This window comes from Flavobacterium oncorhynchi (assembly GCF_002217355.1).
Taxonomy (GTDB): Bacteria; Bacteroidota; Bacteroidia; order Flavobacteriales; family Flavobacteriaceae; genus Flavobacterium; species Flavobacterium oncorhynchi.
Map to the genome: position 1 here is coordinate 399,128 of NZ_MUHA01000007.1, position 22,583 is coordinate 421,710.

The window sequence follows — 22,583 nt, forward strand, 5'->3', positions numbered from 1 at the left end:
TGATTTTTGGGTTTTTGAATTTAATTTTTGAAAGTTTTTACAAAAACGTGTAACCTCAATTTAAAAAGCCTCGTCATATGGGTATATCAATCAATTAAAAACATAAAATATCATGGACGAAAAAATTTTAATTCCAATTAGTCTTTTCTTAATGATCTTCGGGATCGTTTATTTAATCTTTTCAACAAGAAATAGAGAGCGTTTGGCTCTTATAGAAAAAGGAGTAGATGCCAGTATCTTTTTGCAGGGAAAAGGAAGCGGTGTTCCGGTTTGGAAAATTTTTGTGGTAAATTTTGCTTTCTTATTAATAGGAAGCGGTGTTGGAATTTTTCTTGCGTTACTTATAACTACTTATACTTCTCTTCAGGACGGAGCAGTTTATCCTTCAATTATTTTTATAATGGCAGGAATCGGGCTTTTGACAGGGTTTAAAACAGCAAAAGATTTAGATAAAGAGTAAGTAGGAAATTAAGTTAGTACAAAAAAAGCATCAATTATATTGATGCTTTTTTTTATTCTTTAGAACCGATGGTTTCGTAATATTCATCAATCGAAAGTTTGGGCTGCATTGATGCCATAACGGCCAATTGGTCACAGCGTTCATTTTGAGGATGATTGTTGTGTCCTTTAATCCATTTAAAATCGACTTGGTGTTTTCTGTAAGCAACTAAAAAACGTTTCCATAAATCAGGATTTTTTCTGCCGGCAAATTTCTTTTTTTCCCAGCCTAGCACCCATTTCTTTTCAACAGAATCTACTACATATTTAGAATCTGAAATTACAAGAACTTTCATGTTTGGTTTTTTTAGTTTTTCAAGGCCGACAATTACAGCTAGAAGTTCCATTCTGTTATTAGTCGTAAGACGAAAACCCTCATAAAACTCTTTTTTGTGCGGTGTTCCTACCAATTCCATCACTACGCCATAACCGCCGTTTCCAGGATTTCCTTTGGCAGCACCATCAGTGTATATATGTACTTCGTGTTGGGTCATTTTAATTTTTGATTAACCATATAAGTGCTATAAGTTCATTTAAAATACGATCTTATATTTCTTTGTCAATATGGCGATAATTATTTAAGCGTCGAACTTATATATTCTTAATATGCCTTATATGGTCTAAATATTAGAGTTTGAATTTTCTAAGATAGTCTGAATTATTTCCGGAAAGTGTTTTTGTTCCAATTCGTGGATTTTTTCGGCTACTGTTTCTGGGGTGTCCTCTTCAGTTAATGCTGTATTTGCTTGAAAAATAATAGCTCCTTCGTCGTAGTTTTCATTTACATAATGAATAGAAATTCCAGTTTCCTTTTCTTTATTATTTACTATTGCTCTATGTATGTGCATTCCATACATTCCTTTGCCTCCATAATTTGGTAAAAGTGCAGGGTGGATATTTATTATTTTATTTGGATAGTGCTCAATTATGTTTTCAGGAAATTTCAATAAAAAGCCAGCAAGAATTATCAAATCCGGGTCGATTTTTTGTATTTTTTGTAATACATTTCGTTCTAAAAGTTCGTTTTTTGAGAAGATTTCGACTGGAATTTGATGTTTTTTTGCTCTTTCAATAACTTTTGCAGAGGCATTATTGGTAAAAACCGAAACAACTTTTGCAATTTCAGTATTTGCAAAATGTTTTATAATATTTTCTGCATTAGTTCCTGATCCTGAGGCAAAAACGATAATTTTTTTCATAATAGTGCTTATTTTGAGAATGCAAAAAACGGAATAAAAAACGAAAATAAATAGCTTTAAAAGACCTTTCTTAAAATTAATTTTATAAATTAGTGTCACATTTATAAACTAAATAGTTGTTTTAAAATAAAGTTTTTTATTTTTGCCAACAAATTAAATTCTAAAATTAAAGATTATGTCAGACATTGCATCAAGAGTAAAAGCGATTATCGTAGACAAATTAGGTGTTGACGAAAACGAAGTTGTAACAGAAGCAAGCTTCACTAATGATTTGGGAGCTGACTCATTAGACACTGTTGAGCTTATTATGGAATTCGAAAAAGAATTTGATATTCAAATTCCAGACGATCAAGCAGAAAACATTGCTACTGTAGGTCAAGCTATTTCTTATATCGAAGAAGCTAAAAAATAATAATACCGCACCCGATTTCTAAAAATCCCAATTTTTGAAATTCCAAATTCCAATTGGAATTTGATTTTTGAAATTTGAAATTTTTAAGAGTCGGGTGTTATTATTTTTTTAAAATTTAAATTTCGATTGATTTTCAATCAAAAAGATATATTTATATTGTAATGCCCATGGCTCTTAAGTAACAAAACTGTTAAGAAAGCGTGGGTTTTATTTGTTTAAAGTACAAAATACATATTTATGGCATTAAGGCGAGTTGTTGTAACAGGATTAGGTGCACTTACTCCTATCGGGAATAATATCCAGGAATATTGGAATGCACTTGTGAATGGGGTTAGCGGAGCGGCTCCTATAACATATTATGATACAGAAAAGCATAAAACGAAATTTGCCTGTGAAGTAAAAAACTTCAATATTGAAGATTTTATGGATCGTAAAGAATCTCGTAGATTAGATAAATTTGCTCAATATGCTGTTGCTGCTAGTGACGAGGCTATTAAAGATGCCGGACTTACTAATGATAATATCGACAAACAAAGAGTTGGTGTTATTTGGGGAGCAGGAATTGGAGGTTTAGAGACTTTTCAAGATGAAGTAATTTATTATGCTAAAGGTGACGGAACTCCAAAATTCAATCCGTTTTTTATTCCAAAAATGATTGCCGATATCGCTCCTGCGCATATTTCTATGCGTAATGGGTATATGGGACCAAATTATACTACTGTTTCTGCATGTGCATCTTCTGCAAATGCATTAATCGATGCTTTTAATTACATTCGTTTAGGAATGTGTGATGTAATTGTATCAGGTGGTTCTGAAGCTGCTGTTACCATTGCTGGTATGGGTGGTTTTAGTTCAATGCACGCTTTGTCTACAAGAAACGAAAGTCCAGAAACGGCTTCAAGACCTTTTGACGCAACTAGAGATGGTTTTGTTTTAGGAGAAGGAGCAGGAGCTTTAGTTTTAGAAGATTATGAACATGCAAAAGCCAGAGGAGCAAAAATTTATTGCGAAATTGGCGGAGGCGGAATGTCATCTGACGCTTATCACTTAACTGCACCGCATCCGGAAGGAATTGGAGTTATTGCAGTTATGAAAAATACTTTAAGAGATGCAGGAATGAATCCAGAAGATGTTGATCATATCAATACTCACGGAACTTCTACTCCATTAGGAGATGTTGCTGAATTAAAAGCGATTAGCGCTGTATTTGGTGAGCATGCAAAAAATATCAATATCAACTCAACGAAATCAATGACAGGACATTTACTTGGTGCTGCTGGAGCTATCGAAGCAATCGCTTCAATTTTAGCAATGCAACATGGTATTGTTCCTCCAACAATTAACCATACTGTGGTTGATGAAAACATTGATCCATCATTGAACCTTACTTTAAACAAACCTCAAAAAAGAGAAGTAAATGTTGCTATGAGTAACACTTTTGGTTTTGGCGGACACAATGCTTGTGTATTGTTTAAAAAATTAGTTGACTAATTTTCGTATATGAATATTATCAAAAAAATATTTTCTAAATCCCGTTCTCTAGAAGACGGGATTTTTTTTGACACTATTCAAAAAATAGTTGGTTTTCAGCCTGTTACAATCGATTTTTATAAGAAAGCGTTTACGCACAGATCTTCAAATAAATTAGATGAATCAGGAAATCCGATTAATTATGAACGTTTAGAGTTTCTAGGAGATGCTATGTTAAGTGCCGTAATTGCAGCACATTTGTTTAATAAAGCACCAAATGGAGATGAAGGATATTTGACAAAAATGCGTTCGAAAATCGTGAGCCGAGAGCACTTGAATGAATTAGGTAAAGATCTGAATTTAGTACAATTTGTTGAAAGCAAAGTACCTGTACAGCATTTTGGAGAGAACATTCACGGAAACATTTTTGAATCACTTGTTGGTGCAATATATTTGGATAAAGGATATTCGTATTGTGAAAGATTTATTCAAAAAAGAGTAATTACTCCTTATGTTGATATTGCTCGATTAGAAGGAAAAGTAATTAGTTATAAAAGCTTAGTTATTGAATGGTGTCAAAAAGAAAAGAGAATTTTTCATTACGACATTTTTGAAGATAATGGTATTGACGGACAACGCTTGTTTGGTGTCAAATTAAGCATTGATGATAAAGTAATCGCAAGAGCGCGAGCAACTTCAAAAAAGAAAGCAGAAGAAAAAGCTTCCCAAAGAGCTTATTTTGCATTTCAAGAAAAAATTGACAAGAAATGATTACAAAGTCGCTGTAGTTTTCTTAAAGCTAAATCGTTTTCGTTTATAAATTAACAAAAACAAGCGACTCATAAGTATAGATGCTCCGATAGAAGTAGTATATTTACAACTTGATTTTTCATGACATGGCTATTCATAGATTGGATTTAGACGAATTTGACGAAATTGATTATTATTTAATGGCTATTCATACTTCATTAGAAGATTATAGATTGGCTTATTTTATCAATAAAAACCTTCCGATTAACTTAAGTAAGAGCAAAAACGAGATCCATGCTCAAACTAAAGAAGGCGAGGCAAATTTTTCTAGATTTTATTATTATGATTCTGAAAAGGCTGTTTCATGGAATTTGATTCAGAATAAAAATGAGATCATTTCTGTGAGTACAAATGATTTCCAGAATTTGTTTTCTAATGAAACAAGTGAGGTTTCTACGACAATTCATTTACTTCCTGAATTCAAGAAAGTAGATTTTTTCCTGAAAATTGAAAACAGCGAGGAGGCTGTCGATTTTTCAGAAATTCAACAACATTTAAACTCAATAGAAAGTATTGCAGCAGTTTATGCTGTGGATACCAATAAAATAAAATCAAAAAACAATCTAATTTTTTAAAAAAAATGTTAACAAATAAGAAAACCAAAATTGTTGCTACACTTGGGCCTGCATGTAGTACAAGAGAGATTATCAAGGATATGATCGATGCAGGGGTTAATGTGTTTAGAATCAATTTTTCGCATGCTGATTACGAAGGAGTAAAAGAGAAGATTAATATTATTAGAGGACTTAACGAAGAGTTTGGTTATACCACAGCAATTCTTGGAGATTTGCAAGGGCCAAAACTTAGAGTGGGGGTTATGGAAGAAGGAACTGTTGTAAATGATGGTGATGAAATCACTTTTACAACTGCAGAAGATATTGTAGGAAATGCTCAAAAAGCATTTATGAAATACCAAAATTTTCCAAATGATGTAAATGTTGGAGAGCGTATTTTGCTTGACGATGGTAAACTTATTTTCGAAATTGTTTCAACAGATAAAAAAACAGAAGTTGTCGCTAAAGTTATTCAGGGTGGAGAATTAAAATCTAAGAAAGGTGTAAATCTTCCTAATACAAAAATTTCTTTACCTGCTTTAACTGAAAAAGATATTGCTGATGCTATTTTTGCAATTGAGCAAAAAGTAGACTGGATTGCACTTTCATTCGTGAAAACACCACGCGATTTACAAGATTTACAAGAATTAATCGCTAAACATTCAGACGTTAAAATTCCAATTATTGCTAAAATTGAAATGCCGGAAGCTCTTGAGAACATGGATAAAATTGTAGCATATTGTGATGGTTTAATGGTTGCTCGTGGAGATCTTGGAGTTGAACTTCCTGCACACGAAGTACCATTAGTTCAAAAAGATTTAATTCGCAGAGCTAAAACAGCTAGAATTCCTGTTATCGTTGCTACACAAATGATGGAAACAATGATTACAAGTTTAACACCAACAAGAGCCGAAGTAAATGACGTTGCTAACTCAGTAATGGACGGAGCAGATGCTGTAATGTTGTCTGGAGAAACTGCAACAGGAAATTACCCAGTTCAGGTAATTCAAAGAATGACTCAAATTTGTGAGGCAGTAGAAAATTCAGAACTTATTCACGTTCCACAAAATACACCTCAAATTAAAACAAAACGTTTTGTTACTAAAACAGTTTGTCATCAAGCGGCTTTATTAGCAAATGAAATCGAGGCAAAAGCAATTTGTACTTTAACAAACAGCGGTTATACAGCTTTTCAAATTTCGGCTTGGAGACCTTCAACTGCTCACATTTTAGTATTTACTTCAAACAGAAGAATCCTTACGCAATTGAATTTATTATGGGGAGTTAAATCATTCTTTTATGATAATGAAGAAAGTACAGATGATACCGTTACAGATGTAAATCAAATTGCTGTAGAAAAAGGATATGCTGCAAAAGGTGATTATTTGATTAATCTTGCTGCTATGCCAATTAAAGATAAAGGAATGGTAAACACCATGAGAGTTTCTGAAATCGAATAGTTTTTAAAACATACTATATATAATATAATTAAGCCATCATTTTGATGGCTTTTTTTTTGTGCAAAACTGTCATATTCGTAGTTTTTCTAGAATATTAAATCAAGAAAAAGGCAATTTTAAGTAGGGTTTTATCTTTTAAAATAAAAGATGTAACAGTTAGTAAATTAATTAAATGAAGTTTTTTCTTTCAGATTGATGTTGCAAAATAGACTACTTGAACTTAAAATAGTTGCTTTTTTGGCGAAATCGACTTAGAATTTATATTATTTCAAAGTTATTTAATCTAAAAATGCATGAAATTTAGGCTCTTTTTTTTGAGACTGATTTAAAAGAATGACATTCTAACAGCTTCATTAAGCACTTTTTTGGAAGTTGCAATCTATAATTTGAAACAAATAGTAGCAGATTAAAACAGTTTTGATGTTGCAAGTTATAAAATGAAACGAAGTAAAACCGTACAAACACAAACATCTCGTGTTTTATTGCATAAATTTGAAATGCTTAATAAAAAGTTAAAAAAATATTGTTGCAAATTCCCCCACGCACAATAATTTAAAAAACTTGACTGATACTAATAAACATTTTTTTTTCTGATTAATTTTTATAAATAATTTTTGTACGAATTTATTTTAATCTTCTTGACAAGCATAATTATTAACGAATTCAATTACCATGAAACAAATCAAGTTTAAAAGTCAATTTAAAAATGCAATGACATTGTTTGCATTTATATGCTTTGCAGCTGTTCAGATAAATGCGCAAAGCAGTAAAAAGCCCAATATTTTAGTGCTCTGGGGTGATGATATTGGGACTACCAATATTAGCGCCTACAGCGACGGATTGATGGGATATACTACACCAAATATTGATCGTTTGGCAAACGAGGGAATACGTTTTCTGCACTATTATGGAGAACAAAGCTGTACTGCAGGACGTGCAGCATTTTTAACAGGGCAGCACGGTCTTAGAACAGGACTAACTAAAGTAGGTTTTCCGGGAGCGCCAATGGGTATGAGCCAGTTAGATCCATCTGTTGGAGGAATTATGAAACAATTGGGATATGTAACAGGTCAGTTTGGTAAAAATCACGTTGGAGATCGTAATGAAAGTTTACCAACTGTAAACGGTTTTGATGAATTTTTTGGAAATCTGTATCATTTAAATGCGGAGGAAGAACCAGAATTGCCGGATTATCCTAAAGATCCAGAATATTTGAAAAAATTTGGCCCGAGAGGAGTTTTAAAATGTACAGCAACAAATGTTGATGATGCAACTACAGATCCTCGTTTTGGAAGAGTTGGAAAACAAAGAATTGAAGATACGGGACCTCTTACTAAAAAGAGAATGGAAACCGTTGATGATGAAACTTCTGCAGCAGCAATTGATTTTATTAAAAGACAAAATGCGGCAGGAAAACCATTTTTCTGCTGGTTCAATGCTACTCGTATGCACCTTCGTACACACGTAAGAGCAGAGCATAGAGGAAGATATACACATGGAGACAGTGAATATATTGATGGTATGATCGAACACGATGAAACTATCGGAAGTATTTTGAAAGCTTTAGATGATTTAGGAATTGCTGATAATACTATTGTAGTGTATTCAACAGATAACGGACCACATATGAACACATGGCCAGATGGTGCTATGACGCCATTCCGTTCAGAGAAAAACACGAACTGGGAGGGAGCTTTCCGTGTACCATGTATTGTGCGTTGGCCAGGACACATTAAACCAGGTACAGTAACAACTGAGTTAATGAGCCATAATGACTGGATACCAACTTTTGCGTCAATCGCAGGAGAACCAGATATCGTTAATAAACTTTTAAAAGGATATAGCGCAAACGGAAAAAACTATAAAGTGCATTTAGATGGTTTTGATCAAAGTAAATTCTTAGAAGGCAAAACACCAAAAAGTGCAAGAGATAAATTCTTCTACACAGACGATGATGGTCTTTTGGTTGGTCTGAGAGAAGGAGATTATAAATATGTTTTTGCAGAGCAGCGTTTGGGAGGTACAATGGGAGTTTGGGCGGAACCATTTACAAAATTGCGTTTGCAAAAGATATTTAATTTATACCAAGACCCTTTTGAAAGAGCTGATATAACATCTAATACTTTTTGGGATTGGCAGATGAATCACGTACAGTTAATGTATGGAGCTATACAAGATGTTGTTGTATTTGCAGAAACCTTTAAAGAATATCCTCCAAGATCAATCCCGCCAAGTTTCTCTGCTTATACAATTATGGAAGAAGCTATGAAAGATATCAAAGCACAAAAGTATATAGAGAAAAACGTTCTTCCTAAGGTAAAAGAAGAGGTTCAAGACACATCCAAAAAGAAAAAATAAAGTAATAATCTTCAGTAAAGCCTGAGTTATTCTTATAATTTGGGCTTTGCTGTTTAATGACTCGCATTATGTATAGAAAATTATATCTCGCAGCTCTATTTTTATTTTTGTTTGTTTCTTGTAAAAATAAATCAGAAGAAAATACAACTGCAAATCCAAAAGAGAGTACTGAAACTATTGCAACGAGCGGTGATCCATTGCCGAGTTGGAATGATGGAACTTTAAAGAAAGACATCATAGCATATGTTGAAAAAGTAACCAAAGAAGGAAGTCCAGATTTTATTCCGATAGAAAATAGAATTGCCACATTTGATAACGATGGAACACTTTGGGCTGAAAAACCATATGTTCAGGAATTATTCGCTTTTTATCGTGTGAAAAAAATGGTTGAAGCTAATCCGGCTTTAGCCCAAAAACAGCCTTTTAAGGCCGTAGTAGAAAAAGATAAAACTTTTTTCGAAAAAGGAGGAGATAAGGCTCTTATTGAGTTAGTTGCTGCAACTCATACAGGAATGACTGAAGATGAGTTTGAAGCATCAGCAAAAGAGTTTTTTGCTGGTGCCCAATATCCTGGTAAAAATGTTCCGCTAAAACAAATCAGATACCAGCCTCAATTGGAGCTTTTGAATTATTTGCGTGCAAATGGTTTCAAAACTTTCATTGTAACAGGCGGAACGGTTGAAGTTGTGAGAGCAATATCTCAGGATTTTTACGGAATTCCAAAAGATCAAGTAGTTGGAACTTCTTTCAAATATAAATTTGATGATGCTAAAAATGCAGTTTTAAGAGAACCGGCTTTAGATCATTTTAATGATAAAGAAGGAAAACCTGTTGGTATACAATTACACATTGGTCAACGACCTGTTTTTGCGTGCGGAAATGAAGGCGGAGCCGGAGATCTTGCTATGCTTAGATATTCTTCAGGAAGTAAATATCCATCTTTTCAATTAATTGTAAACCATAATGATTCTATTAGAGAGTACAATTATCAGGAAAAAGATAATTTGTCATTAAATACCGCTGCAAAATACAAATATCATGTTATAAGCATGAAAGACGATTGGAAAAAAGTTTTTGCAGACAAATAAAACTGGTTTTGGTTGGTTTTTAAAGCGATACAGCTTTTAATTTAAAAGCTGTATGCTTTGATTAATTAATAATTTCTAAAAAAAAGTACCATGATAAAAAAAACATTTTTAAATAGAAAGCGAGCTTTTTTCGTTGCTTTTGCAATAGTTTGTTTTTTTCTTACAACTATGCCTGGGTATTCGCAAAAGAGTCCAAATATTATAATTTTATTGTCTGATGATACCGGTTGGGGAGATTTAGGTCCTTATGGCGGTGGTGATGCGCGAGGAGCAGCAACTCCAAATATCGATAGAATGGCAAACGAAGGAATGCAGTTTTGGTCCTTTTACGGTCAGCCAAGTTGTACACCCGGAAGAGCAGCATTAATAACTGGAAGAATACCTAATCGAAGCGGTATGACAACGGTTGCATTTCCTGGCGATGGAGGAGGTCTGCCTAAAGCTGAATGGACTTTAGCATCTTTATTGAAACGTAAAAACTATAATACGTTTTTTGCTGGAAAATGGCACCTTGGAGAAGAAGATTATTCCATGCCAATTGCACAAGGTTTTGATGTGATGAAAAATGTAACATTATATCACTTAAATGCTTACACATATACAGACCCAAATTGGAATGCAGACATGCCTGAAGATATTAGAGCACAATGGGCAAAAGGAACCAAAGGTGCTTTAGAGGGAGAGGCTGGGAAACCATATCGAGAAGTTAGAAAAATTGATGGAAAAGTAATTCCGTTTTTAGATCAATATACAGAAGAAGAATCTATAAAATGGCTTAAAGAAAACGCGAAAAAAGATAAACCTTTCTTCATGGAAATATCTTTTGCAAAAAATCATCAGCCAAACTTACCGCATCCTGATTTTGCAGGTAAATCTGCGGGTAAAAATAAGTATGCAGATTGTATAATAGAATTAGATACTAGAATAGGCCGTATTATGGATGAAGTTCGGAATCTAGGAATTGCCGAAAATACATTAATTATTTATACGGTAGATAATGGTACATGGCAGGATGTTTACCCGGATTGTGGCTACACTCCTTTTAGAGGAACAAAAGGAACGGATCGAGAGGGAGGAAGTCGTATTCCGACTTTGGCATGGTGGCCTGGAAAAATTAAAGCAAATAGTAAAAACAGCGACATTTTAGGAACACTTGATTTTATGGCAACATTTGCTGCCTTGTCAGGACAAGAATTGCCAACAGTAGATAGAGAAGGTAAACCTACTATTTTTGATAGTTATGATATGTCTCCTGTTTTATTTGGCACAGGAAAATCAAAAAGAAATATGTGGTTTTATTTTACTGAGGATGAATTAACTCCTGGAGCTATTAGAGTAGGAAAATTCAAAGCAGTATTTAATTTACGTGGTGATAACGGAGCTCAAACGGGAGGTTTAGCAGTAGACTCTAATTTGGGATGGAAAGGAGCTTCAAGTTATGTGGCTCTTGCACCACAAATTTTCGATTTATGGGCAGATCCGCAAGAGCGCTATGATTTGTTTATGAACAATTTTACGGAGAAAACATGGTTCTTACCAACAATTCAAAATATTATTGCAGACTTCGTTAAAACCTATGAGAAATATCCTCCACATCCAGTACAAAGTAACTTATATCCTGGGCCAACAACAATCTCAGATTATTTAATGTTTAGAAATGTTCAAGAAAAACTGAAAGCCTCAACAACTGCAAAAAGAAGCGGAGGCGGATGATAAGTAACTAGGTGACAAATCGTATGGTTTGAACTTGATTATAATCTAAAAAATGAAACAACTTTTATAAGTTGAAAGTTGTTTCATTTTGATTTTTAAAAATTATTATAAATCTTTAAGAGAATTAATCATGAAACACACAAGAATATATTTTACAACAAAACTTTTATTCAGTACATTTTTAATTCTTTCACATTTTTCAGTTTTCGCACAAGAAGAACCTAAGGCAGGAGCGAGTGCACAGGAACTTGCTGATAAATTAGCAAACCCGGTAGCAAGTTTAATTAGTGTACCATTACAAAATAATCTTACTTATGGGATTGGTCCTTACAATGGATCAAAATATCAGATCAATATTCAGCCCGTTGTTCCTTTTAAATTAAGTGATAATCTAAATTTAATTACCCGTTATATTCTTCCAGTTGTAGATCAGCAGGATGTTACGGGAGAAAATACACATGAGTTTGGTTTAAGCGATGCAACAGTAACAGCCTTTTTTGCTCCTAAAACGAAAGGAATTATCTTAGGAATTGGTCCCGCTTTTTTAGTACCAACTGCCACAGAGAAATTTTTAGGAACAGAAAAATTCGGCATAGGACCCAGCGTTTTGGTAATGCATCAGGGTAAGGGACTTTCTATAGGTTTTTTAGCCAATCAAATTTGGTCTGTAGCAGGAAATGCTGATAGAGCAGATTTCAATCAGTTTTACACACAAATATTCCTGACGCATAGTTATAAAAGTGGCGCAAGTTTAGGGATCACTTCAGAAATAACACAGAATTGGCAGGGAAATACAACTCTTATTACAGTGAGTCCAAATGTAGGTGCAATTACAAAATTAGGAGGTCAGACCATGCAATTTGCAGTTATGCCTTTAATACCAATCGTAGGTCATTCAAACATAAGACCAGATTGGGGATTAAGAGCGGTGGTGGCTTTTGTATTTCCGGGATCTTAAATTCTTTGGTTTTTACTTTTGATTCACATTTGAATTGAATTCTTATTTGTTGTGCGATGTAAAAATAAAACTTTGAGATATCAATACAGGTGTGCTTGTATTGAAGTAAAATTTAAACCGTTTTATGACCGAAAAAGAAACAGATAACAACGAGAACTTATTTGATCCTTTGGCATCAAAAGCAGAACGCTACGATAAAGGCGCAGCGATCAGAAAAGACGTGCCTCGTTCTTCTCATCAAGAATGGTCAGCTCCCAAAGATCGAGAAGATCCAATTGCAATTTTAATAAAAACCAGCATTGGTCGAATTGAAGATTTGCTGCCCATTCGATATCGAAGAATGATTGAGTCTCCTTTTGCATTTTATAGAGGTGCGGCGGCAATTATGGCCGCGGATTTAGTTAACACCCCAAATGCCGGAATATATTTACAGCTTTGCGGTGATTGTCATTTAATGAATTTTGGCGGTTTTGCAACTCCAGAACGTAAATTGGTCTTTGATATAAATGATTTTGATGAAACCTTTCCTGGCCCTTGGGAATGGGATGTTAAAAGACTCGCTGCAAGTTTTGCAATAGCGGGAAAATGGAGGAAATTTTCAAATAAAATAAGTAAAGAATTTGCCTGGCATGTTGCAGACAGTTATAAAAGACACATGCTTGAATACAGTAAATTATCGGCACTTCAAATTTGGTATGCCGATATTGATTTGGCAGAACTTATTGAATTAGGAAAAGATGAAGAGTTAAAAGAGTTTCAGCAAAAACGAATAAAAAAAGCGGCTGAATCTACAGCGCATGAAAAAGAGTTTGCAAAAATGACTTATCTAGATGGGGTTAGAGCAAAAATAAAAGATGATCCACCATTGATTTATCATCCATCTGGAACAGATCAAAACTATACTTTAAGAGAAGTAAAATTAATTCATAAACGATATGTAGAATCGCTTCCTGAAGATAAGCAGATTTTATTAAGCCGATATACCATACATGATTTTGCGATAAAAGTGGTTGGTGTGGGAAGTGTTGGAACACTTTGCGGAATCAGTTTATTAATGTCTGCAACTGGAGAACCTATTTTTTTACAATTTAAAGAAGCCAGACAAAGTGTTTTGGAACCCAATGTAAAAATTAAAGGAAAATACAAGCATCAGGGAGAGCGAATTGTAATGGGACAAAAGTTAATGCAGTCGGCTTCAGATATGTTTTTAGGATGGACAAATGATGATAGAGGCAGGTTTTTTTATATCCGTCAGCTTAGAGATGCCAAAATAAAACCTGTTATCGAAATAATGAAAGCAGAAAACATGGCCGATTATGCAAAAGCCTGCGGATGGGCGCTTGCAAGAGCTCATGCGAGATCAGGAGATCCGTCGATATTGTCGGGATATATAGGGAACAACGATGAATTTGCGAATGCAATTTCAAAATTTTCGATTTCATATGCCCATCAAAACGAATTGGATTATAACAAATTGGTTGAAGCAGTAAAAGAAGGAAGATTGCCTATTTCGGCAGAAATATAATTTTCGTTAATTAAATAATTGTAAGTATGAGTAAAAAAATTATGTTTTTAATCGGTTTTGCTATTATAACAATTACAATGCAAAGCCAGACAACAAGAATTGATTCTGCAGCAGTTTATATTTTGCATAGAACTACAGAATCATTGCAATACATAAAATCATGCAGCTTTAAATCGATAATGACTTATGATATTTCTAATGAAAGTCTGGGATTAATTAAGCATTCGATAAATGAAAAAGTTTCGATCAAATTTCCAGACAAATTAAAAATTACTTCAACTGGAGATAAAGGAAACAGAAGTTTATGGTATAACGGCAAGAGTTTATACTATTATTCTTTTGATAATAATACTTATGCAACTGCAGCGGCACCAAAAACGGTTATAGAAACGATTGATGAAACCAGCAAAAAATTTGGAATTGAATTTCCTGCAGCCGATTTTTTCTACGAAACATTCTTAGATGATCTTAAGGCAGAAAAAGGAAATTTAATTTATTTAGGCAAAACTATTATTGATGACAAAGAATGTTTTCATATTGCAGGTGCAGATACAAACAAAAGTTTTCAATTCTGGATTGGAAGCGATGATTTTTTCCTGCCTGTGAAAATGGTAATAGTTTATAGTAATGACAAAGACAAACCTCAATATGAAGCAGTATACAAAGATTGGGTTGTAAATCCAGATTTCCCCGATTATATGTTTGAATTTGCAGCTCCGCCAAAGGCAGTAAAAGTTCCCTTTAAGGAAAGAGAGACAAAAAAATAATCATCTAAAATTCTACCGTTATGAAATTAGATTTACTAAAACATATAAAAGTATTTGTTGTTGCTATAATATTTGTAATAATGCTGATTGTTCCAGAATCTGCAAATGCACAACGATTTGGTCATTTTACACCTCATGCAGTGATGCCGAGACCAATGCCCATACATCCGCCATCACCACGGCCAATTCCTCCTACGCCTAGACCAATACCTCCAGGGCCGCGTCCAATTCCGCCCGGACCGCGACCAATACCTCCGCATCCTTATCCTAGGCCATTGCCACTGCCGCCGTTTCATCCTTATCCGGTGCCTTATCCTTACATATATCATCCGTTTGTTCCTTACTATTGGGGGCCAACGTGGTATCCAATTGGCTTTTTTGCAGCCACATTAACTACAGCAGCAATTGTAATTTCGGTTGAGGATAATCAATACAATTATGATGATGGAGTTTATTATGTAAAAGATTCAGGCGGTTACAAAGTAGTTCCAGCACCGTTGGGAGCAACTATTTCTGAATTGCCCAAAGGTTATGTAACCATTAATGTGTCTGGTGTCGACTATTATTACTATGGAGGAACTTATTATTCTAAAGATACGTCAAAATACAAAGTAGTAAATGCGCCGGTAGGAGCTATAGTTACGCATTTGCCAGAAGGATCTGAAGAGAAAACAATAGACGGGCAAAAATATATGATTTATAATAATGTTTACTATCAGCCAATTTCAAAAGACGGCCAAGATAGTTATGTAGTTGTACAAGGTAAATAGAAAAGGTTCAATTGCTAATTTAATTTGCTTTAGAAAATGAATGTTTGGTAAAAATAAGTAAGAATATTTTGCAAACAATTATGTTAAATTAAATAAAATAATTTATCTTTGAGAGTGTAAAAATAAGCTGTTTACGAAAAATTAACATTGGTAACATACAGTTTAAGAGTTATATAGACGTTCATTCTCAGATTTTTCGGAATTTTAATAATTTGAAGTTAAACTAATTTAATCATTAATTTAAATACCATACTATGAATATTAAAAGAACAAATCTTCGCATAATCCCAATGATAGTATTGGGCTTACTTTATAGCTGCTCCCCAACAGTAAAAGTTACAACCGATTATGATCATGCCGCAAATTTTAGTGAATACAAAACTTTTGCAGTTTATGATTTAAAAACACAACAAGGTCAAGTAAACCAACTAAATATTGACCGAGTTACGAAAGCAATTCGTGCTGAAATGATCTCAAAAGGATTTACTGAAAGTTCAAATCCTGACTTAAAAGTAAATGCTGTTTCAATCTTAAAAAATAAAACCTCAGTTTCTGCTAATACAGATTTTTATGGATATGGCGGAATGTATCGTCCATATGGATATTGGGGAGGCGGTGCAATGATGGGCGGCGCAAACACAACATTTAATAGTTATGATTATGTTGATGGCTCATTAGTCATTGATATAGTTTCTACAAAAACAGACAAACTGGTTTGGCAAGGCATAGGAAATGCTGAAATAGACAATAAACCAGATAATCCTGAAGAATTTATTAATAGTTCGATTAAAAAAATATTAGCAGGATTTCCTCCCGGCTTAGCAAAAAAATAGCTTTGAAATTTATTTTTTATAACAGCTGTACTTTTCGTTTAGTATAAGTGCAGCTGTTATGAAAATGTAAACTGTAACCCTTTTTTAAGTATTTAGATACTCAAGAAAAAAGGAAGATATTCATTATATTAAGCTTAAAGCGTATGGCCGATATAGTACTTTCAATTTTCTTTTTTATAGCAGCAATGGTTGGTTTTGCAACCTCTTTTATGGTTCTGTTTTCAAAGAGAAACTACTCAAAAAGTTTTTTCTTAGGCTTATTTTTGTTCAGCCTGACCGTTGTCAGTATTTACAATTTCTATTTATCGGCAAATATTTTTAAAGCCTTTCCAGATTTATTTATGATTACAAAATCGTTTATTTTTCTGGCTGCTCCCAGTGCATTTTTATATGTTAGAAGTATATTGTTTCCAGAGATCGTTTTTAAAAAATTTGACTGGCTTCATTTTGTACCTTTTGTCATTTACTTTTTGCTGACAGTTTTAGTGTGGATAGGAAATTATAGTGATAGTAATTTTATTGTTTATGTTTCTGCCAAAGTCAACAGTCCTTTCTCAATTCTGAGTTTAGGTACTTGGTTGATGTATGCTTTTTGTCAGACCATGATGATTTTAAATTATGACTTAGAAAAATTTAAAGGCAATCATCTTCATAAAATAAAGACCTTAAAATGGATCAGAATTTATAATTTGATGATCTTGTTTTTATTCTCGACTCTTTTTGTGCATTTCTTTTTGATTAATAAGGCAGGTACTATCGATTTTTCCTGCTGTGTTTTAATTTCATTGGTTCTTATTTTTACTGTTGGGTGGCTTTATTTTACACCTCATATTTTTTATGATAAAAATACAGTTGATACTCTTGATTTTGTTGAGGATGGTTTAATTACTGTTGCATCTCGAGAGGTAAAAAATACATTGCCTATTGTTAAGGAGTTAACGCCAGAAAAAAAACAAATCTATATAACTAAATTAGAAAGCATATTTGATGCGAAAAAACTCTTTTTGAAAAAAGATTTAGTGATTCGTGATGTAGCTGATGAAACAGGAATTTCAGTTAACAATCTTTCTAATTTAATTAATTCAGAATTTAATCTTCATTTTCAAGACTACATTAATTTAAAAAGAATTGAGTTTTTTAAAGAAAAAATCAATGACTCTGACTGGAAGGGTTTATCATTAGAAGGAATGGCATGGGCTTCGGGATTTAAATCTCGAACAACTTGTTTTAGAGCTTTTATTAAGCATACCGGAAAATCTCCTTCAGAATATTTTAGAGTTATCAGAATTAGTCCTGAAAAGTCACCTTCCTATTTTTTAAAACAGTCTCCAAACTAAAAAGAATTATCTGCCTAGATTGAATTTGAAGAAGTACTAAATTTAAATTAAGAGATTATGACAACGAAATTTAATAGTTACAGACAAATAAGATCGACACTGACATTACTTCTTTTATTTGTTTCTTTTTCAGGGTATTCACAACTAAAAGGCGGACATATACTAGGTTCATCTGGATTACAGTCTGGTACTCAGGCTCCAGCTAATACTTTGAGTTTGTATGTGCCTGGGTATTTTTATGAAGCCGGTTCTTTAAGAAATTCTGATGGTGATAAATCAATTGCAAATCCAGATATCAATATGTTTTTAACAGGTGTTGGGGCAAATTATGTAAGTGATTTTAAAATTTTAGGAGCTAATTACGGAGCAACAATTTTAGTAGCTTTTGCATCAAATACTATTCAAGGCAGTTATGTCGACTCAAAAAGCTCTTTTGCATTTACAGATATGCTTGTGCAGCCAATTCAATTAGGCTGGCATAATAAAAGAGCAGATTTTGTTTTTAGTTATCAATTATATCTTCCAACAGGAAAATATGAACTAGGAGCAAGTGATAATAGCGGACTTGGAATGTTTATGAATGAACTTTCGGCAGGAACAACCTTGTTTTTTAATGATAAAAAAACGTTTCATTTTTCAGCTTTAGCGGCTTACGAAATGAATGGTAAAAAGAAAGACACTAACATAAAAACAGGAGATATTTTAAGTATTGAAGGCGGTTTAGGCAAAACATTTTATATGATGAATGCAGAGAAAACCGCTCCAAAAGGTATACTTAATGCGGGATTAATTTATTATTTACAGTATAAAGTATCACATGATGAAATTCCAGCCGGAACGCTGCTGCTTGAACCAAGCAAAGACAGAGTTGGAGCAATTGGTGCCGAGGTAAATTATTTTCATATTGGCTGTAAAACTACAGCAGGATTACGATGGGTTTCAGAGATTGGTGCTGTAAACAGATTTCAAGGAAATACATTTTTTCTAACATTGGCTCATGTCTTCAGCTTTGCAAAAGAATAGTTTAAGAAACTAATTGCAGGTTAAATGGTTGATACTTTTTTATAAAATCGATAATCTTAAAATTAATTTAAATGAAAAAAAACTATTCAGATTCAGTGATAAAAAACAGATTTTTTTTTCAGAAATTAATTTTCATTTTTACATTTTGCCTTTTTTCGTGTCATACAATTATGGGACAAAAACAGCATATAAGTGTAAAAGATTCTCTAGATGGAGCTTTTGATTTGAGCGATTATATAATTTATGCACATGGTTTTATTGTAGTGCCAACTGTTATTACCGAACCCGCTTTGGGTGGAATAGGAGGAGCATTAGTGCCAATTTTCCTTAAAAAACGCCCGCCGGTAATAGATGAAAACGAAAAAAAGCGATTTATAAATCCAGATATAACAGGCGGAATTGGTATGTATACGGGAAATAAAAGTTGGATGGCAGGAGCTTTTCGTTCAGGTACATTAGTCAACTCTCGAATATTATACCGCGTTATGGCAGGTTACGGCGATATGAATTTATCATTTTACGAAAACAATCTGCCAAATGGAAAAGATCAGGAATTCAAACTCAATTTTAGATCTACTGTTTTCTATACACAATGGCTAAAGCAGTTTAGAAACGCAAAATGGAGTGCTGGGCCGCAGTATCTTTTTTTAAATTCTAAAATAAATTTACCAGACATAAATATTCCTCCGCCATTTGTTCTGCCAGGAGATATTAAAAGTACCGTAAGTCAGCTTGGAGCTGCCATTCAGTTTGATGGACGCGATAATATATTTACGCCAGATAAAGGGATAAGACTGCAGTCAGACTTTTTTTGGTCAGATGATGCAATAGGAAGCGATTATGATGCGTGGCGCGTTAATTTATCGGCAATAGGTTATTATCCTTTAACTAAAAAATTAATTGGCGGGCTTAGGATAGAAGGAGAGCAGGCGTTTGGAAGTCCGCCTTTTTATCTTCGTCCAGGTATTAATTTAAGAGGAATTCCTGCTGCTCGATATCAAGGAAAAACCAGTATTGTAACCGAAGGAGAATTACGATGGGATTTGTACCGAAGATGGAGTTTAATGGGATTTGGCGGCGTAGCAAGCGCATTTAATGATTGGGATAAAGCTTTTGCAAAACCTGTAGTTTACAGCTACGGAACAGGATTTAGATACTTAGTTGCCAGAAAGTTTAAACTCAGAATGGGAGTTGACGTTGCAAAAGGTCCGGAAGATTGGGCTTATTATATTGTTTTTGGCAGTAATTGGTTAAGATAAAAAAATATGTAAGAAGTTACTTTTTAAAAATATAATACAAAAGCCTCTGTAGACATCTCTATAGAGGCTTTTTGTAATAAATACTTTGATAATAAGAGATATTAAGAAAAAATTAACAGTTGTGTTTCGCACAAATACTTTAATATTTAATTGTTTTGTAACAAAAATATAATACAGGCTACTAATTAGTCAACTATTTAAATCATTGATTATGTATAAAATTACGATGAAATCAGTTTTCGTTGCGTCAGCATTTTTGGTTGGTGTGAGCAGCTGTTTTGCGCAAGACATTTTGGTAAATTCATTAAAGCTGAATGCAAGTGATAAAAGTAAAGAGAACTTTAAATTCACTGAAGTAATTAACTTAGGAACAACTTCTGTAAAATCTCAAGGATCATCTGGAACTTGTTGGAGTTACTCAACAAACTCATTTTTAGAATCAGAAATGATTCGTTTAGGAAAACAACCAGTAGAGTTGTCGCAAATTTTTTCTGCAAGAAATGTTTATGTAGAAAAAGGAGTGAATTATGTTCGTATGCATGGAGCGATTTCTTTAGGTGATGGTGGTGCTTTGCATGATGTAATTAATATGTACAAAAAATACGGAACTGTTCCTAGAGAAGTTTATACAGGATTAAACTACGGTACAGATAAAAATAAATTTGGTGAAATGGGAGCTTTAATCGAAGCAGTTCTTGCAGCGGTAGTTAAAAACCCAAATGGAGAATTAACGCCAAACTGGCAAAAAGCATATGCAGCTGTTATTGATTCTTATTTAGGAAAAGTACCGGATAATTTTAATTATAAAGGAAAAAATTACACACCACAATCTTTCGCTAAAGAAGTAGTTGGAATTAATCCAGATGAGTATATCGAAATGTCATCATTTACAACATCTCCATATTACCAAAAAACAACTATGATGGTGCCAGACAACTGGTCATTAGATCAAGTTTACAACGTAAAAGTAAACGATATGACAGATGTAATTGATAATGCTTTGAAAAAAGGATACACAGTTGCATGGGCGACAGATGTGAGCGAGAAAAGTTTCAGCTGGAAAAATGGTGTAGCATACGTTGCAACAAAGAAATTTGATGACATGACAGCCGAAGAAAAAGCAGATATGTTTAACGGGCCAAAAGCAGAACCGGAAATCACTCCAGAAATGCGTCAAACAGCGTTTGATAACTACACAACAACAGACGACCACGGAATGCACATTATTGGTCTAGCAAAAGATCAAACAGGAAAAGAATATTATATCGTAAAAAATTCTTGGGGAGAAACAAACGACTATAAAGGTTTCTTGTTTGTAACTAAGAATTTCGTAAAATATAAAACTACTGCCTTAATGGTAAATAAAGGTGGAATTCCAACTGACATTGCTAAGAAGTTAGGAGTGTAAGTTTACTTCAAACTTTTGAAAAATAAGAAAGCGCTGCAATAGAATTTGCAGCGCTTTTTTTGTACTATTTTGTTGCTGCTTTTGGGCGTGATTCTGCATTTGAACGTTTTTTGACGTAGTTTGTAGTGATATTAAAGTAAAAAGTTTGTAATGCGGTACCTTTATATAGTATTACGACCCTTTTAATCAAAATCAATTCGTCATGAAAACAAATGCAGTGCTTTTTAGAGTGATTGTATGCGTTTTTTCTTTTAGTTGTTACGCTCAGTCTATAGAGCAGACTATTGCTCATGCTGGAACTGGAAAAACGCAGTCAAAAGTAGATAGCAAATCAAATGAAGATCTTGTTATTGATTCTTATTTGGTGGTCGAAGTAATAAATATGCCATTTGGAAAAAGAACAACTAAATATGAAGTCTCAAAGCTTGATATGGTATATACAAACGATCTAGGACCAAATAACACAAGAACCGTTACTCCAATATACAAAAAGGCAAAAGTTAGAAAAACAGAGATGATTTTGCCTTCGAAAGCTATTGTTGATACTATGTCTCAAAAAATTAAACCAATAAAAGTTGAGGTAATTACGCCAGCCTATACTGAGAACTCGGCAAACATAAATATTTTAAACACTTATGCCCATGTTTTAGACAAAGGATACAAATCTGTAGACATGCTTAAAAAAGTGGCTGATAAGTTTTATTTTGAAGATAATTATGAGGAAGCAGCCAAGTATTATTCTAAGCTTATTGATCTTGAGTCAAATTTAGACGCAGTATTTTATTTTAGATATGCCCAGTCTTTGAAAGCAATAAGTGAAATAGAAAAAGCTGAAGAAATGATGAAGTTGTTTGAAAGCAAAAACGGAAACAGTGAACTAGCTAAAAAATAAAGCATAAAGTATTAAAACAAAAAAAGACGATCAATTTGATCGTCTTTTTTTTAAGCTCCCCCTCTTGGGCTCGAACCAAGGACCCTCTGATTAACAGTCAGATGCTCTAACCAACTGAGCTAAGGAGGAATCACCTTAAAGGTAAATATGTTTGCTAAAAAAAGTTGCTCCCCCTCTTGGGCTCGAACCAAGGACCCTCTGATTAACAGTCAGATGCTCTAACCAACTGAGCTAAGGAGGAAGTTGTTG

At 33.6% G+C, this 22,583-nt stretch carries 21 protein-coding genes and 2 tRNA genes; 19 read left to right on the top strand and 4 right to left on the bottom strand.

Annotation, left to right across the window (positions count from 1 at the left end; translation table 11 throughout):
* The first annotated feature begins 112 nt into the window (after positions 1–112).
* A complete protein-coding gene (locus B0A75_RS07220) occupies positions 113–460 on the top strand; it encodes a DUF6249 domain-containing protein (protein WP_089053620.1) in 348 nt (115 codons plus the stop codon).
* Positions 461–512: 52 nt separating this feature from the next.
* On the opposite strand, the gene rnhA is transcribed toward B0A75_RS07220, so the two are convergent.
* Both rnhA and purN read right to left on the bottom strand, forming a co-directional pair.
* Complete coding sequence (gene rnhA / locus B0A75_RS07225; protein WP_089053621.1) at positions 513–992, bottom strand: ribonuclease HI; 480 nt, start codon at positions 990–992, stop codon at positions 513–515.
* A gap of 126 nt (positions 993–1,118) precedes the next feature.
* Positions 1,119–1,697 carry a phosphoribosylglycinamide formyltransferase gene (purN, locus tag B0A75_RS07230; RefSeq protein ID WP_089053622.1) on the bottom strand — a complete coding sequence of 193 codons (579 nt, stop codon included), beginning with the start codon at positions 1,695–1,697 and terminating at the stop codon, positions 1,119–1,121.
* 175 nt (positions 1,698–1,872) lie between these two features.
* Here purN and B0A75_RS07235 point away from each other — a divergent pair, with 175 nt between their 5' ends.
* The 18 genes from B0A75_RS07235 (at position 1,873) to B0A75_RS07320 (ending at position 22,334) form a co-directional block, all read left to right on the top strand.
* Positions 1,873–2,109, top strand: coding sequence for an acyl carrier protein (locus B0A75_RS07235; RefSeq protein WP_007137004.1), 237 nt, complete (start codon positions 1,873–1,875; stop codon positions 2,107–2,109).
* A gap of 237 nt (positions 2,110–2,346) precedes the next feature.
* Positions 2,347–3,600, top strand: a complete 1,254-nt coding sequence (fabF, locus tag B0A75_RS07240) for a beta-ketoacyl-ACP synthase II (RefSeq protein ID WP_089053623.1) — start codon at positions 2,347–2,349, stop codon at positions 3,598–3,600.
* A 9-nt stretch (positions 3,601–3,609) separates the two neighbouring features.
* Positions 3,610–4,350, top strand: a complete 741-nt coding sequence (gene rnc / locus B0A75_RS07245) for a ribonuclease III (protein WP_089053624.1) — start codon at positions 3,610–3,612, stop codon at positions 4,348–4,350.
* A gap of 125 nt (positions 4,351–4,475) precedes the next feature.
* A complete protein-coding gene (locus B0A75_RS07250; RefSeq protein ID WP_089053625.1) occupies positions 4,476–4,964 on the top strand; it encodes an IPExxxVDY family protein in 489 nt (162 codons plus the stop codon).
* Positions 4,965–4,969: 5 nt separating this feature from the next.
* On the top strand, positions 4,970–6,403 hold the full coding sequence (pyk, locus tag B0A75_RS07255) for a pyruvate kinase (protein ID WP_089053626.1): 1,434 nt from the start codon (positions 4,970–4,972) through the stop codon (positions 6,401–6,403).
* Between the two features lie 672 nt (positions 6,404–7,075).
* Complete coding sequence (locus B0A75_RS07260; RefSeq protein ID WP_089053627.1) at positions 7,076–8,761, top strand: arylsulfatase; 1,686 nt, start codon at positions 7,076–7,078, stop codon at positions 8,759–8,761.
* Positions 8,762–8,829: 68 nt separating this feature from the next.
* The gene (locus B0A75_RS07265) at positions 8,830–9,849 is read left to right on the top strand and encodes an HAD family hydrolase (protein ID WP_089053628.1); all 1,020 of its coding nucleotides are present in this window, start codon (positions 8,830–8,832) and stop codon (positions 9,847–9,849) included.
* Between the two features lie 90 nt (positions 9,850–9,939).
* Positions 9,940–11,562, top strand: a complete 1,623-nt coding sequence (locus B0A75_RS07270; protein ID WP_089053629.1) for an arylsulfatase — start codon at positions 9,940–9,942, stop codon at positions 11,560–11,562.
* 130 nt (positions 11,563–11,692) lie between these two features.
* On the top strand, positions 11,693–12,520 hold the full coding sequence (locus B0A75_RS07275) for a hypothetical protein (RefSeq protein WP_089053630.1): 828 nt from the start codon (positions 11,693–11,695) through the stop codon (positions 12,518–12,520).
* Between the two features lie 124 nt (positions 12,521–12,644).
* Positions 12,645–14,045, top strand: a complete 1,401-nt coding sequence (locus B0A75_RS07280) for a DUF2252 domain-containing protein (RefSeq protein ID WP_089053631.1) — start codon at positions 12,645–12,647, stop codon at positions 14,043–14,045.
* 26 nt (positions 14,046–14,071) lie between these two features.
* On the top strand, positions 14,072–14,812 hold the full coding sequence (locus B0A75_RS07285; protein WP_089053632.1) for a DUF2092 domain-containing protein: 741 nt from the start codon (positions 14,072–14,074) through the stop codon (positions 14,810–14,812).
* Positions 14,813–14,832: 20 nt separating this feature from the next.
* Positions 14,833–15,582 (top strand): DUF6515 family protein, encoded by a 750-nt coding sequence (locus B0A75_RS07290; RefSeq protein WP_123872335.1) that lies wholly within the window; start codon positions 14,833–14,835, stop codon positions 15,580–15,582.
* A 254-nt stretch (positions 15,583–15,836) separates the two neighbouring features.
* Entirely contained in the window at positions 15,837–16,415 is a 579-nt protein-coding gene (locus B0A75_RS07295) for a DUF4136 domain-containing protein (RefSeq protein WP_089053634.1), read from the top strand.
* A 143-nt stretch (positions 16,416–16,558) separates the two neighbouring features.
* Positions 16,559–17,752 carry a helix-turn-helix domain-containing protein gene (locus B0A75_RS07300; protein WP_089053635.1) on the top strand — a complete coding sequence of 398 codons (1,194 nt, stop codon included), beginning with the start codon at positions 16,559–16,561 and terminating at the stop codon, positions 17,750–17,752.
* Between the two features lie 57 nt (positions 17,753–17,809).
* Entirely contained in the window at positions 17,810–18,775 is a 966-nt protein-coding gene (locus B0A75_RS07305) for a SphA family protein (protein ID WP_089053636.1), read from the top strand.
* A 170-nt stretch (positions 18,776–18,945) separates the two neighbouring features.
* A complete protein-coding gene (locus B0A75_RS07310) occupies positions 18,946–20,034 on the top strand; it encodes a BamA/TamA family outer membrane protein (protein WP_244284357.1) in 1,089 nt (362 codons plus the stop codon).
* Positions 20,035–20,245: 211 nt separating this feature from the next.
* On the top strand, positions 20,246–21,442 hold the full coding sequence (locus tag B0A75_RS07315; protein ID WP_089053638.1) for a C1 family peptidase: 1,197 nt from the start codon (positions 20,246–20,248) through the stop codon (positions 21,440–21,442).
* Between the two features lie 202 nt (positions 21,443–21,644).
* A complete protein-coding gene (locus tag B0A75_RS07320) occupies positions 21,645–22,334 on the top strand; it encodes a tetratricopeptide repeat protein (protein WP_089053639.1) in 690 nt (229 codons plus the stop codon).
* 55 nt (positions 22,335–22,389) lie between these two features.
* On the opposite strand, the gene B0A75_RS07325 is transcribed toward B0A75_RS07320, so the two are convergent.
* Both B0A75_RS07325 and B0A75_RS07330 read right to left on the bottom strand, forming a co-directional pair.
* Positions 22,390–22,463: transfer RNA gene (locus tag B0A75_RS07325), tRNA-Asn, on the bottom strand.
* A gap of 38 nt (positions 22,464–22,501) precedes the next feature.
* Positions 22,502–22,575, bottom strand: a tRNA-Asn gene (locus B0A75_RS07330).
* Positions 22,576–22,583 lie beyond the last annotated feature (8 nt).

What these genes read in the sequence shown, in the direction of transcription:
- B0A75_RS07220 (WP_089053620.1), top strand. Translation starts at nt 113, where the DNA reads ATGGACGAAAAAATTTTAATTCCAATTAGTCTTTTCTTAATGATCTTC.
- rnhA (WP_089053621.1), bottom strand. Translation starts at nt 992, where the DNA reads ATGACCCAACACGAAGTACATATATACACTGATGGTGCTGCCAAAGGA.
- purN (WP_089053622.1), bottom strand. Translation starts at nt 1,697, where the DNA reads ATGAAAAAAATTATCGTTTTTGCCTCAGGATCAGGAACTAATGCAGAA.
- B0A75_RS07235 (WP_007137004.1), top strand. Translation starts at nt 1,873, where the DNA reads ATGTCAGACATTGCATCAAGAGTAAAAGCGATTATCGTAGACAAATTA.
- fabF (WP_089053623.1), top strand. Translation starts at nt 2,347, where the DNA reads ATGGCATTAAGGCGAGTTGTTGTAACAGGATTAGGTGCACTTACTCCT.
- rnc (WP_089053624.1), top strand. Translation starts at nt 3,610, where the DNA reads ATGAATATTATCAAAAAAATATTTTCTAAATCCCGTTCTCTAGAAGAC.
- B0A75_RS07250 (WP_089053625.1), top strand. Translation starts at nt 4,476, where the DNA reads ATGGCTATTCATAGATTGGATTTAGACGAATTTGACGAAATTGATTAT.
- pyk (WP_089053626.1), top strand. Translation starts at nt 4,970, where the DNA reads ATGTTAACAAATAAGAAAACCAAAATTGTTGCTACACTTGGGCCTGCA.
- B0A75_RS07260 (WP_089053627.1), top strand. Translation starts at nt 7,076, where the DNA reads ATGAAACAAATCAAGTTTAAAAGTCAATTTAAAAATGCAATGACATTG.
- B0A75_RS07265 (WP_089053628.1), top strand. Translation starts at nt 8,830, where the DNA reads ATGTATAGAAAATTATATCTCGCAGCTCTATTTTTATTTTTGTTTGTT.
- B0A75_RS07270 (WP_089053629.1), top strand. Translation starts at nt 9,940, where the DNA reads ATGATAAAAAAAACATTTTTAAATAGAAAGCGAGCTTTTTTCGTTGCT.
- B0A75_RS07275 (WP_089053630.1), top strand. Translation starts at nt 11,693, where the DNA reads ATGAAACACACAAGAATATATTTTACAACAAAACTTTTATTCAGTACA.
- B0A75_RS07280 (WP_089053631.1), top strand. Translation starts at nt 12,645, where the DNA reads ATGACCGAAAAAGAAACAGATAACAACGAGAACTTATTTGATCCTTTG.
- B0A75_RS07285 (WP_089053632.1), top strand. Translation starts at nt 14,072, where the DNA reads ATGAGTAAAAAAATTATGTTTTTAATCGGTTTTGCTATTATAACAATT.
- B0A75_RS07290 (WP_123872335.1), top strand. Translation starts at nt 14,833, where the DNA reads ATGAAATTAGATTTACTAAAACATATAAAAGTATTTGTTGTTGCTATA.
- B0A75_RS07295 (WP_089053634.1), top strand. Translation starts at nt 15,837, where the DNA reads ATGAATATTAAAAGAACAAATCTTCGCATAATCCCAATGATAGTATTG.
- B0A75_RS07300 (WP_089053635.1), top strand. Translation starts at nt 16,559, where the DNA reads ATGGCCGATATAGTACTTTCAATTTTCTTTTTTATAGCAGCAATGGTT.
- B0A75_RS07305 (WP_089053636.1), top strand. Translation starts at nt 17,810, where the DNA reads ATGACAACGAAATTTAATAGTTACAGACAAATAAGATCGACACTGACA.
- B0A75_RS07310 (WP_244284357.1), top strand. Translation starts at nt 18,946, where the DNA reads ATGGGACAAAAACAGCATATAAGTGTAAAAGATTCTCTAGATGGAGCT.
- B0A75_RS07315 (WP_089053638.1), top strand. Translation starts at nt 20,246, where the DNA reads ATGTATAAAATTACGATGAAATCAGTTTTCGTTGCGTCAGCATTTTTG.
- B0A75_RS07320 (WP_089053639.1), top strand. Translation starts at nt 21,645, where the DNA reads ATGAAAACAAATGCAGTGCTTTTTAGAGTGATTGTATGCGTTTTTTCT.